Below are 11,977 nucleotides of genomic sequence, written 5' to 3'. Positions count from 1 at the left end.
CGTCACCCGAGGGTGCGCGGCTTTCCCCGTCGGTGAGAGCGGGAGCCGTCGACACCCGCCCTGCTTTCCAGAGTGACCTCGTCCATGCGGTACGTGAGCCTGAGAGATTCCGGGGAGGATTTGCTCCTTCGGCGCCTCCGACGTTGTCCGGAGGACTCTCCCGCACGGGGTCAGCAGCCGCTTGCCAGCGTACCAGCGAGGTCGACGACGGGGCTTCGAGTGGCCGCCTCCCCGAATCTGCTCTTTTGTAGTGCTTACGAATGATCTGCGACCATGAGGAGGGCCCGGTGCAGACCGATATCGATCCGCGCAACCTGATCGGCCGCAAGGCGTTCGACCGCAACGGCACCAAGATCGGCACCATTGACGAGGTCTATCTCGACGATGCCACGGGCGTGCCGGAGTGGGCGGCCATACGGACGGGCCTGTTCTCCAGGGACGCCTTCGTCCCCCTTGAGCCCAGCGAGTTGGTCGAGGGCACCCTGCGCGTCCCCTTCGACCGCGCCCTCATCAAGGACGCCCCGGACTTCGGCGTGGGCCGCCACCTCTCCCCCGAGCAGGAACTCCAGCTCTACCACCACTACGGCCTGGACGTGGCCACACCGCCACCCCCGCGCCCGGACCACAACTTCGGCAACCTGGCAGGCCACGACGACCCCTGACCCCCCTGTACGGCCCAACCCCCCACCCCCGGCCCCCTCCGCCCCACCACACCCGACGCTCCCACGCCGCGGCCCGCCACCCCGCGCACCCTCCACGCCTGAGCGCCACACCGCACGCCACCACCCGCCGCACCGGGGCACGGTCCGTGACACCGCGAACGCGCCGGTCGTGCTGTACGCCGGAGCCGAGCGGCTGGACGTAAGGCACTGCACCCTCTCAACCCTTCACGCCCCAGACCGCTCGCCTGCCACTTCCCCAGGCACGCCGACGAAACCGCCGCACATCCGCGCCCACCCCCACCCCGCCGGCCAACGCGCCGAGAACACATCCGGCACCCCCGTGAACCCGGTCGGCAAGCCCGCCCCCGCCCACGCACAACCCGCACGGCCAGCCGCCCCGCCGGCATCGGCCCCCATGTCCGCGACCGGGCGCCTCAACGGTCCGACGCCGCCCCTCCCCGCCAGGCCGCCCGGCCCTCTCCCTCCTCCGCCGACGTCCTGCCGACACCGCGCCCCGCCCCCACGGCGCACCCCAGCCGTCACACGACCGCCGAGCACCCCGGCGGCGGCAGCCGCACAACCCGCATGGCCGCGACGGCCCCATCGGCGAATCCCACCCGGGCCCCGCCCGGAGCCCCCGCTTCAGCCGCTGTCTCGCACTACCTCCGGCCCACCACCGCCCGGACCCCCCACCGCTCCGCCCCCACTCCCCCGCACTTCCCCCGGCACCAGCGGCAGCGGTTCCGCCGGCTCAAGGTCGGGATCGTCGACCCGGAACGTCCGCACCCGTCCCGGCTCGGACCCCGGTGTCTCGAATCGCACCGTGACCCGCCCCAGGCCGCTGCCCTGCACCCATCCGTGCCCGTGGTCGGCGTGTCTCACATCGTGCCCCGCGGGCCAGTGCCGCTCGGCGGCCGACTGCGGCTCCTCCACGGACTCGGCCACGCTCTCCTCCGGCACCGCCTCGGCCAGTTCCCCCGCCGCCTGCGCGAACAGGTCCTCCTGCGTGTAGTCGGCGAGGCCGGAGACGCCGACCCCGAGCAGCCGCACCCCGCCCGTCGTGTCCACCGAGTCCAGCAGCCGGGCCGCCGCCTCCCGCACCACCGCGGGATCGTCCGTGGGTCCCCGCAGCGTCTCCGACCGGGTCAGCGTGGAGAAGTCGTACCGCCGCACCTTCAGCACGATGGTCCGCCCGGACAGTCCCGCCCCGCGCAGCCGCCGCACACACCGGTCGGCGAGCCGCTGCACCTCAAGACCGACCCGGACCCGATCGTGGATGTCCACGTCGTACGTGTCCTCGACGGAAACCGACTTGGTCTCCCGCTCGGCCACCACGGGCCGCTCGTCGTGCGCCAGCGCCATCGCGTACAACGAGTGCCCGTGGGCCTTGCCCAGCAGCCGCACCAACTCGTCCTCGCCCGCCTCGGCGATCTCCTCGACCGTGGCGATCCCGGCCCGCCGCAGATGGTCGCCGGTCGCCGGGCCCACCCCCGGCAGGGTCCGCACCGACATGGGGCCGAGCAGGGCGCGTTCCGTGCCCGGTTCGATCAGCACCAGACCGTCCGGCTTGGCCTGCTCGGAGGCGATCTTCGCGAGCATCTTGGAGGCGGCGAGCCCGACCGAGCCGGTGAGCCCGGTGACGGCCCGTATGTCCGCGCGCAGCTTCACCCCGGCCAGCCGCGCCGACCCCTCGTCCCAGGCCGTCCCGCCGGCCTCCAGGTCCACGAACGCCTCGTCCAGGCTCAGCGGCTCCACCAGCGGTGACAGCTCCCCCAGCAGTTGCATCACCTGCTCGCTGATCGAGCGGTACAGCCCGAAGCGCGGCACGAGGTAGGCGGCGTTGGGGGCCAGCCGGCGCGCCTGCGCCATGGGCATCGCCGAGTGGACCCCGAAGACCCGCGCCTCGTAGGAGGCGGTGGCGACCACCCCACGCGGCCCGAGCCCGCCCACGATGACGGCCTTCCCGCGCAGGCTCGGCTTGGACGCCTGCTCCACCGAGGCGAAGAAGGCATCCATGTCGAGATGCAGGATCGTGGGCGTGTTCCTCACATCTCCGATGCTGCACCACGCCACTGACAATGCCCCGCCGCCGCACGGCGACACGGCCCGGGACCAAGCCAGAGCCCCGGCACAGAAGCCCCGAGGAGACCCCCGCCGCCCCACACAGCCCGACAGGGGAAGCAGCCACCCCGCAGACCAGCACGAGCCCAGCCACCCCACACAGACCAACAGGAGACCCCAGCCACCCCCCGAGGACCGCAGGCGTGCGCACGCGCGCCGCTCAGACTGGCAGGGTCCGCAGCCGGTCCACGCAGACCGACACAGGACCCCAGCCATCCCACGCAGACCAGCACGAGCCCCCAGCCACGACCGGGCGGGGACCCGCGCCGCGCCGCTCAGACCGCCCTGTTGCGCCGTCGTGCCAGCTCGTCGGCGGGGTTGTGCCCGACCAGCGTCTCCCCGGTGTCGATGCGTTCCCCGTGCAACTGGGAGAGGGCGCTTTCCACGTCCCGCCAGACCACTCCCACGGCGATGCCGAAGACGCCCTGCCCGCCCTGGAGCAGCGCGTGCACCTCGTCGGGCGAGGTGCACTCGTAGACCGTGGCGCCGTCACTCATCAGCGTCATGCGCTCCAGGTCGCTGAAACCGCGTTCCCTGAGGTGCTGGACGGCGCTCCGGATGTTCTGCAGCGACACACCGGTGTCCAGGAACCGCTTGACGATCTTGAGAACGACGACGTCCCGGAAGCTGTACAGCCGCTGTGTGCCCGACCCGTAGGCGGGCCGCACACTGGGCTCGACGAGGCCCGTGCGGGCCCAGTAGTCCAGTTGCCGATAGGTGATGCCGGCCGCCGCGCAAGCCGTAGGCCCCCGGTAACCGATCTGCTCGGACGTCATGGACACCGCCCCTCCGCCGCCGGGTACGGCCGTGGGCCGTTGCGGGGCGTGCTCGGCCGCGCCGCTGCCGTATGGGGGGTACCCGCCGCCGGGGCGGAGCCGAGCGCTTGAGGAAGGGTACGGACCGCTCTCCCCGAAACCGCGTCCGGGGGCACCCCCAGCCGTACCGTCGCCGCTGCTTCTCACGCCGACCTCCGTCCTTGACCTGCCTTCACGACGGTAGGCAGTCACCAGGAGTGCGTCAACGATCGCCACACTCGCCACGCCGAGTGATAATCACCCTAAGAGTGGTTTCCCGTGCCCCACCGCGGGGAAAGGCTAGCCGAATGCGCTCGCGGGGAGCCGCAGGACGCTCTCAAAGGCTGTCGGCATGTGCCCGGCCAAGGCCCCGTCACGGGGCCGTACATCAGCACCAGCCCGGCGCGGATCCCTGGTCCGCCGGGCCGGTCCGCCCGGGCTCACTGGCTGCTGGTGCCGAAGTCCTCGGGCGAGATCTGGTCGAGGAACTCGCGGAACTTCTCCACTTCGTCCTCCTGCTCGTCCGGAATGGCGATGCCGGCGTCGTCGAGCACCGTGTCACTGCCGTAGATCGGCGTTCCGGTGCGCAGTGCCAGCGCTATGGCATCGGACGGACGGGCGCTGACCTCGACCCCGCTGGCGAACACCAGCTCCGCGTAGAAGACGCCCTCACGCAGATCCGTGATGCGTACTTCGGTGAGCTCCTGACCGACGGCTTCCAGCACGTCCTTGAACAGGTCGTGGGTCAGCGGCCGTGCGGGAGCCATCCCCTGCTGGGCGAAGGCGATCGCGGTCGCCTCCCCCGGCCCGATCCAGATGGGGAGGTACCGGTCGCCGCCCACTTCACGCAGGAGCACGATCGGTTGGTTGGAGGGCATCTCGACCCGGACACCTACGACATCGAGCTCGTTCACACAGCAACCCTAGGCCGTGCCCGGGACGTTTGGGTAGTCGGGCAGGGAACGGGTGCGCGATCCGGCCGACGGAGCACCGGCGCCGCTCACGGCAGCCGCACCCCGAGCGCGGTCTTCACCAGCGCCGCGTGCAGCCTGACGGTGAGCGCCGCCAGCTCCCTCGTGCGGGCCTCCGCATGGGCCCTGGTCTGCGGGTTCCGGTGGCGCCTGAGCGGGGCCACCACCTGGTCGACGAGGCCCGCCTCGCGGTCGGCAGCGGCCTTCATCACCCGAAGGTGGCGCGGCTCGATCCCGAACCGGCCCAACTCGGCCACAAGGGAGGCCACGGTCACCGCTTCCGCGTCGTACACCCCGTCCTCCAAGGGGGCGAGCAGCCCGTACGACTCCCACTCCTGGAGATCGCTCTCGTCGATCTCGGCGGCCGCCAGCAGCTCCGCCCGCCCGATCCGGGCCGCCGTGCGCCCCTCGACGGGCTCCAGGGCGTCCTCGGCGTCCCGCTGGCGCCCCATGACCGGCAGCTGTACCGCCTCGCCCCGCTCCACGGCGTCAAGGTGCTCCCGGATCACCTTGAGCGGCAGATAGTGATCCCGCTGCATCCGCAGGACGTGGCCCAGTCGCTCGACATCTCGGGCGCTGAACTTGCGGTATCCCGAGGGGGTACGCTGCGGTTCGACCAGGCCCTCCGACTCCAGGAACCGGATCTTGGAGACGGTGACCTCGGGGAACTCCTCTCGCAGCACGTTCAGCACAGCGCCGATGCTCATCAGCCCGCTGTCCCTTGCGGCGGTGCCGTGCCCGGCACCGCCGCGCGGTGTTTGAAGCATGGACCTTCCCTGGAGTCCCCCCGGACGGCGTCCGGGGGGCTGGTCAGATGCCGTGCCGGCTCGCGTAGAAGACCAGCCGGTACTTGCCGATCTGCACCTCGTCACCGTTCGACAGAGCGACCTGGTCGATCCGCTCACGGTTGACGTAGGTGCCGTTCAGACTGCCCACGTCGGCCACCCTGAACGAGCCGTCGGGAGAGCGCCGGAACTCCACGTGACGGCGCGAGACCGTCACGTCGTCCAGGAAGATGTCGCTCTGCGGATGACGGCCGGCCGTGGTCAGGTCCCCGTCCAGCAGGAAGCGGCTGCCCGAGTTCGGGCCGCGGCGGACCACCAGGAGCGCCGAGCCGAGCGGCAGCGCGTCGACGGCGGCCTGCGCCTCCGGGGAGAGCGCCGGCAGCTGCGTCTGGCCGGTGGTCTCGGCGTCGTACGCCTCAAGACCGGAGATGGAGATCGTGGACGTCGTCTCCGACGGCCGCTCGGCGGCGGCGCCGGCACGCAGCGGCGCGCCACAGTTGGAACAGAAGCGGGCGTTCTCCGCGTTGCGGTTACCGCACCTCGTACACACCAGGACCGACATGGACGGATCCTCCTGCCGCGGCTGCCCCCCCGGGGCATTGGACGCGTACGGGCCGGGGGTAGACCCTCCACCCGCACTTGAGGTTGACGGTTGCCCGAAACCTATGCCGCTGGACTGGGCAGGGTCAACAGACGGCGCGCCCTGACCTCCGGAAATGTCGCCGCCCGGGCCACCCAGCTGGTCCCGGAACAGCGGGCGCTGGCCCTCTGCGTCAGGCTGTGCGCGGTGGCGGGCGGTCGCGTTGCCGCCGCCCTCTCGCGCGCTCTTGCCGAACAACTTCGCAAACAACTTCACGGGCGATTCCCCTTGACCGAAACAGACCCGCCCGTGGGGCAGGACGAACCCTGATTCCATACACCGGTCGACCCGGACATCCTCACAACGTCCGTATCCACCAAACAGTTTCCACCACGCACCACCCCTTCGGTGCGCCGACCCCCCGCAACCTCATGCCCCTGCCTGACCTCTGCCATGCACTGCCGATTCACCGGGAGGACGACCGAGCGTAGTCAGGCTGCTTCGCCGGTCGCAAGGCGTCAACAATGATCTTGTCGGACCGCTCGATGGTCACGGTGGCCTGCTCCTTCTCCAGAGTCTGCACCACGCCTCCCGGAATGTTGAGCGCCGGCTCAAGGTCCTGCGGGTTGCCGATGACCTTGAAACGATAAGGGGCGTTGATCTTGTTCCCGTCGACGCTCACGCTGTTGCCGGAGTCGGTGAAGTAGGTGCCGGCGACGATCCGTACGCCGTTTACCTGGATCGCCTCCGCGCCGGCCGCGCGCAGCTCCTGGATCGCGTCGAGCAGCATGTCCGCCTTGACCGTTCCCTTCGAGTCGTCGACCGTCATCGTGATGCCGGGGCCCTGCGCCGCCACGGTGCCCGCCAGAATGCCGAGTTGCCGCTCCTTCTCGGCCGTCTGCCTGCGTGCCTCCTGGGCCTGGTCCGAGCTGTTCTCCAGCTCCTGACGCTGCTGTTCGAGTCCCGTCTTCTCGTCCTCAAGACGCTGTGTACGGTTGTCTAGTTCATCGAGGATGCGCACGAGATCTTCCTGGCGGGCGCCGCGCAGCGCATTGTCGCTGTCGCTGTTCGACGCGACCTGCACGGCCAGCCCGAAGCCGAGGCCGAACAGCAGCAGGGCGACGATGAGTTGCGCCCTGGAGACCCGCGGCGGCCACAGGCCGTCGATCAGCCGCTGGCGGCCGGTCAGCTCCTGCTCGGGCTCCTCGGCCCGGGGCCGCGGCACGGGGCCCGGCGCGGGCACCTCGTCGGGCAGTTCCCTGCGCAGCCAGTTCTCCGACTGCTCGTCCTGCTTGCTCATCGGCCTCACGCCCGGAACACATGCCGCCGGATGGCCGCGGCATTGGAGAAGATGCGGATGCCGAGGACCACGACGACACCCGTGGACAGCTGTGCGCCCACGCCCAACTTGTCGCCCAGGAACACGATCAGGGCGGCCACGACCACGTTCGACAGGAACGAGACCACGAAGACCTTGTCGTCGAAGATCCCGTCCAGCATGGCCCGCAGACCGCCGAACACGGCGTCGAGCGCCGCGACCACGGCGATCGGCAGATACGGCTCGACGACCGCCGGAACCTCAGGACGAACCAACAGCCCGGCCACGACTCCCACGACGAGGCCCAGTACGGCGATCACGATGTGCCCTTCCCAGTGTTCGGCTGTGCTGTACGTACGATCACACTCGGCGCGGCGGGCAGCCGAAGGTCGCTCTCCACGGAGATGTCGGCCCGAATGCCGTAGCTGTCCTCAAGGGCATGCAAATACAGTCCGTCGGCGCCGTCCTGGAACCGCGTGCTGAGCTGGTCACTGTCCCCCACCGCCAGCACCGTGTAGGGCGGCACCAGCGGCTTGTTGTCGACCAGTATCGCGTCGCCCGCGGCCCTGATCGCGGACAGGGCGGTCAGCCGCTGCCCGTTGATGGAGACGGCCTCCGCGCCCGCCGCCCACAGCCCGTTGACCACGCGCTGCATGTCACGGTCGCGCACCCGGCCGGTGTCGGAGAATCCGGACGTCGTGCGCGGGTTGCCGTCGCCGCCCGTGGTGGCGTCCTTCGCGTCGTTCACGACGAGCTTCACTCCGGGGCCGTGCACCGCCACGGAGCCCGAGAGAATGCCCACCAGATCGGCCTGCTCGCTGCCGCCGCTCTGCCGCAGGGCGGCCCGCTGCCGGGCGCTCACCTCGTCCCGCAGCTTGTCGACGCCGCCCTCCAGCCGGTCCGCCGTCTCGGTCTCCCGGTCGATGCGGTCCAGCAGTTCCTGCCGTTCCTTGGCGACCACGGGCGCCGCCACGCGGGCCTGGGCCGCTCCGACGGTCACGACGAGCGCGGCGAGCACCAGGCCGCCGGCGAGACCGAGCTTCGCCCGGAGCGTCTTCGGCAGGCCCCCTTCGCCCTGGGTCTTCCTGCGGGCGGCGGCCTCGGCGTACCCGTCGTCGAGGCTGTGATCCATGACGTTGGTGATCAACGACATGGAGGCGTCCGGGCGCGCGGGCCGCGAGGCCGGTGTGCTCCGAACGGGGGGATGCTGCGGCATGCCGCACATCGTCGCACGTCGCGAGCAGTACCTCCGAATGGCCCCACCGGCGTGCCGGACAGGCCCCCTTGGGGACACATGTCCGGCACGCGCGCGTGCCGGGGGTTTCAGCGTCCGGCGCTGTCCACGACGGCCGACCACTCGTCGAGCAGGGCCTGGGCGGATTCGTCGTCCGGTCCCTCCGCCCACAGATGAGTGACCGCCTCCGCCGGATCGGGCAGGACCATCACCCAGCGACCGTCCGGCTCCACGACCCGCACCCCGTCCGTGGTGTCGACGAACCGGTCCCCGGCCTCCTCGACGACCCGGCGCATCACCAGCCCCTTGACGGCCCACGGAGTGGCCAGATCACGCTTGAGGACGTGCGCCCGCGGAATCCGCGCGTCGATCTGGCTGAGCGTGAGCTGCGTCCGGGCCACCAGCCCGATCAACCGTACGAAGGCCGCCGTGCCGTCGTAGACGCCGCTGAACTCCGGGACGATGAATCCGCCCTTGCCGTCTCCCCCGAAGATCGTCCCTTCCTCGCGCCCCACGCGCGTGAGGTCGTCGGGTGACGTCGTGGTCCACTCCACCTGGGTACCGTGGTACGCGGCCACCTGCTCCGCGATCCGCGTCGTGGTCACCGGCAGTGCGACACGGCCGCTGCGCCGCTCCGCGGCCACGAGATCGAGCATCACGAGCAGCGCCCGGTCGTCCTCGATGATGCGGCCCTTCTCGTCGACGAGGGACAGCCGCTCGCCCACCGGGTCGAACCGCACCCCGAAGGCAGCCCCGGAGGACGCGACGATCTCACCGAGCCGCACCAGCCCCGCGCGGCGCATGTCGCCGGTCTCCGTCGGCCGCGCCTCGTCCAGGCCGGGATTGACGGTCAGGGAGTCCACACGGAGCTTGCCGAGCAGGCTGGGCAGGACGAGACCCGCGCTGCCGTTTGAGGCGTCCACGACGACCTTGAGGCCCGACTCGGCGATCCCTGTGGTGTCGATGTTCCGCAGCAGCGACCCGGTGTACGAGTCAAAGACGCTGGCCGGGAAGTGCAGGTCGCCGATCTCCCCGGGGAACGCCCGCCGGTACTCCTGCCGGGCGAACACCCGGTCCAGCTTGCGCTGGCTGGCCTGGGAAAGGTCGGCGCCCTGTCCGTCGAAGAACATGATGTCCACCGAGTCCGGCACCCCCGGCGAGGTCCGGATCATGATGCCGCCGGCGCTGCCCCGCGCGGTCTGCTGCCGGGCCACCGGCAGCGGCACGTTCTCCAGGTCCCGTACGTCGATGGCGCTGGCCTGGAGCGCGGAGATGACCGCGCGTTTCAGGGCACGCGCGCCACGCGAATGGTCACGGGCCGTCGTGACGGTCGTCCCCTTCTTGAGGGTGGTCGCATAGGCGCCGGCCAGCCGCACGGCGAGTTCCGGTGTGATCTCCACGTTCAGGATCCCGCTCACGCCACGCGCCCCGAACAGGTGTGCCTGACCGCGGGACTCCCAGATCACCGAGGTGTTGACGAACGCACCGGCCTCGATCGTCTTGAACGGATAGACCCGCACATTGCCCTGAACGATCGATTCTTCACCGATCAGGCACTCGTCGCCGATGACCGCGCCGTCCTCGATCCTGGCCGCCCGCATGATGTCGGTGTTCTTGCCGACGACACAGCCCCGCAGATTGCTGTGCTGTCCGATGTACACGTTGTCGTGTACCACGGCCCGGTGCAGGAACGCCCCGCTCTTGACGACGACATTGGACCCGACGACCGTGTGCTCCCGGATCTCGGCGCCGGCCTCCACCTTGGCGTAGTCGCCGATGTAGAGCGGCCCGCGCAGCACGGCGTCCGCGTGCACCTCGGCGCCCTCGGCCACCCACACGCCCGGGGAGATCTCGAATCCGTCGATGTCGACGTCGACCTTGCCCTCAAGGACGTCGGCCTGCGCCTTCACATACGACTCGTGGGTGCCGACGTCCTCCCAGTAGCCCTCGGCGACATAGCCGTAGACCGGCTTGCCCTCCTTCATGAGCTGGGGGAAGACATCACCGGACCAGTCGACGGGAACGTCCGGCTCGACATAGTCGAAGACCTCGGGCTCCATCACGTAGATGCCCGTGTTCACGGTGTCGGAGAAGACCTGCCCCCAGGTCGGCTTCTCCAGGAACCGCTCGACCTTGCCCTCTTCGTCGACGATGGTGATGCCGAACTCCAGAGGATTGGGCACCCGCGTCAGACACACCGTGACGAGCGCGCCCTTTTCCTTGTGGAAATTGATCAGGTCGGTGAGGTCGAAGTCGGTCAGCGCGTCGCCGGAGATGACGAGGAAGGCATCGTCCTTCAACGCCTCTTCGGCGTTCTTGACGCTTCCGGCGGTACCGAGTGGCTTCTCCTCATTGGCATAGGTGAGCTCCATTCCGAGCTCTTCACCGTCACCGAAATAGTTCTTGACGAGCGAAGCCAGGAACTGCACGGTGACCACGGTCTCGGTGAGCCCATGCCTTTTGAGCAGCCGCAGGACGTGCTCCATGATCGGGCGGTTGGCCACGGGCAGGAGCGGCTTGGGCATGCTTGAGGTCATCGGGCGAAGGCGTGTGCCTTCACCACCGGCCATCACGACGGCCTTCATGTCGGAAGCGTCCTCCTCCAAGAGACGAACGGTCTAGCCGACTTCACCCGTGAAGATTGTCCCGCACTTTTCCGCCGAGGGCCATCGAGCCGCTACGTCCGGACAATCGCCGAGTTCAATCGGCCATGGTGTCCGCACGGATCAGTCGGCGGACCTGCACTACATAGAGCACTCCTGCCCACCAGTACAGCGTCGTACCCCATCCGGCGAACGCCCATCCGAAAATAGCAGCGAGTGACGAGATCCAGCCGGTTCCGTCACTGAGCAGGAGCAGCGGGAAGGCGTACATGAGATTGAAGGTCGCGGCCTTCCCCAGGAAGTTCACCTGCGGCGGCGGGTAGCCGTGCCGCCTGAGGATGCCCACCATCACCAGGAGGACCAGCTCTCTCGCCAGGAGTACGGCCGTGAGCCAGAGCGGCAGGATCTCGCGCCAGGTGAGGCCGACCAGCGTCGAGAGGATGTAGAGCCGGTCGGCGGCGGGGTCCAGGAGCCGGCCGAGGCTGCTGATCTGGTTCCAGCGCCGGGCGAGCTTGCCGTCCAGGTAGTCGCTGATCCCGCTCAGCGCGAGCACCAACAGCGCCCAGCCGTCGCTTTTGGGGCCGCCGAACTCGGGCCTGAGGATCAACCACAGGAAGAGCGGTACGCCGACGAGACGCGCCATGCTGAGGATGTTCGGGATGGTGAGGACCCGGTCCGTCTGGACTCGGGTCTCCTGGACCTCCACCCGGGGGCCTCCTGTGGGAAACGAACCAACGATGCTCCCTGACCCTACCTCAACGCAAAAAAGCTCCGGCCCTCGGGCTGTATGCCCAAGGACCGGAGCTTTAAAGGGAGTTCGGCGGTGTCCTACTCTCCCACAGGGTCCCCCCTGCAGTACCATCGGCGCTGTAAGGCTTAGCTTCCGGGTTCGGAATGTAACCGGGCGTT

The 11,977-nt window shown here is 69.7% G+C and carries 11 protein-coding genes, 1 rRNA gene and 1 riboswitch; of the genes, 1 reads left to right on the top strand and 11 read right to left on the bottom strand.

Features of this window, described 5'->3' with window-relative positions; all coding sequences use genetic code 11:
* Positions 1-77 precede the first annotated feature (77 nt).
* Positions 78-173, bottom strand: a riboswitch (glycine riboswitch).
* A gap of 114 nt (positions 174-287) precedes the next feature.
* The gene (locus ACIRFL_RS24205; RefSeq protein WP_404031920.1) at positions 288-662 is read left to right on the top strand and encodes a PRC-barrel domain-containing protein; all 375 of its coding nucleotides are present in this window, start codon (positions 288-290) and stop codon (positions 660-662) included.
* Between the two features lie 642 nt (positions 663-1,304).
* On the opposite strand, the gene ACIRFL_RS24200 is transcribed toward ACIRFL_RS24205, so the two are convergent.
* The 11 genes from ACIRFL_RS24200 to rrf form a co-directional block, all read right to left on the bottom strand.
* Entirely contained in the window at positions 1,305-2,711 is a 1,407-nt protein-coding gene (locus tag ACIRFL_RS24200; RefSeq protein WP_404031918.1) for a DNA polymerase IV, read from the bottom strand.
* A gap of 347 nt (positions 2,712-3,058) precedes the next feature.
* Positions 3,059-3,745 (bottom strand): MerR family transcriptional regulator, encoded by a 687-nt coding sequence (locus ACIRFL_RS24195; RefSeq protein WP_404031915.1) that lies wholly within the window; start codon positions 3,743-3,745, stop codon positions 3,059-3,061.
* A gap of 272 nt (positions 3,746-4,017) precedes the next feature.
* Positions 4,018-4,491 carry a bifunctional nuclease family protein gene (locus tag ACIRFL_RS24190; RefSeq protein ID WP_026253112.1) on the bottom strand — a complete coding sequence of 158 codons (474 nt, stop codon included), beginning with the start codon at positions 4,489-4,491 and terminating at the stop codon, positions 4,018-4,020.
* Between the two features lie 86 nt (positions 4,492-4,577).
* Positions 4,578-5,315, bottom strand: a complete 738-nt coding sequence (locus ACIRFL_RS24185) for a MerR family transcriptional regulator (RefSeq protein ID WP_404031912.1) — start codon at positions 5,313-5,315, stop codon at positions 4,578-4,580.
* Positions 5,316-5,358: 43 nt separating this feature from the next.
* Entirely contained in the window at positions 5,359-6,249 is an 891-nt protein-coding gene (locus ACIRFL_RS24180) for an FHA domain-containing protein (protein ID WP_404031910.1), read from the bottom strand.
* Between the two features lie 130 nt (positions 6,250-6,379).
* Positions 6,380-7,213, bottom strand: a complete 834-nt coding sequence (locus ACIRFL_RS24175; protein ID WP_404031907.1) for a DUF881 domain-containing protein — start codon at positions 7,211-7,213, stop codon at positions 6,380-6,382.
* A 5-nt stretch (positions 7,214-7,218) separates the two neighbouring features.
* Complete coding sequence (locus ACIRFL_RS24170) at positions 7,219-7,551, bottom strand: small basic family protein (protein WP_003988855.1); 333 nt, start codon at positions 7,549-7,551, stop codon at positions 7,219-7,221.
* Complete coding sequence (locus ACIRFL_RS24165) at positions 7,548-8,456, bottom strand: DUF881 domain-containing protein (protein ID WP_404031904.1); 909 nt, start codon at positions 8,454-8,456, stop codon at positions 7,548-7,550. The genes ACIRFL_RS24170 and ACIRFL_RS24165 overlap by 4 nt, the downstream gene beginning before the upstream one ends.
* Positions 8,457-8,554: 98 nt before the next feature.
* Positions 8,555-11,050, bottom strand: a complete 2,496-nt coding sequence (locus ACIRFL_RS24160; RefSeq protein WP_404031901.1) for a sugar phosphate nucleotidyltransferase — start codon at positions 11,048-11,050, stop codon at positions 8,555-8,557.
* A 115-nt stretch (positions 11,051-11,165) separates the two neighbouring features.
* Complete coding sequence (locus ACIRFL_RS24155; RefSeq protein WP_351742118.1) at positions 11,166-11,774, bottom strand: CDP-alcohol phosphatidyltransferase family protein; 609 nt, start codon at positions 11,772-11,774, stop codon at positions 11,166-11,168.
* Positions 11,775-11,883: 109 nt separating this feature from the next.
* Positions 11,884-11,977, bottom strand: a 5S ribosomal RNA gene (gene rrf, locus ACIRFL_RS24150); the annotation flags it as partial.

The organism is Streptomyces sp. NPDC102462, assembly GCF_044765425.1.
Classification (GTDB): Bacteria; Actinomycetota; Actinomycetes; order Streptomycetales; family Streptomycetaceae; genus Streptomyces.
Note: the sequence above shows the minus strand (reverse complement) of the source record. Positions and strands in the feature narration are given on the sequence as shown.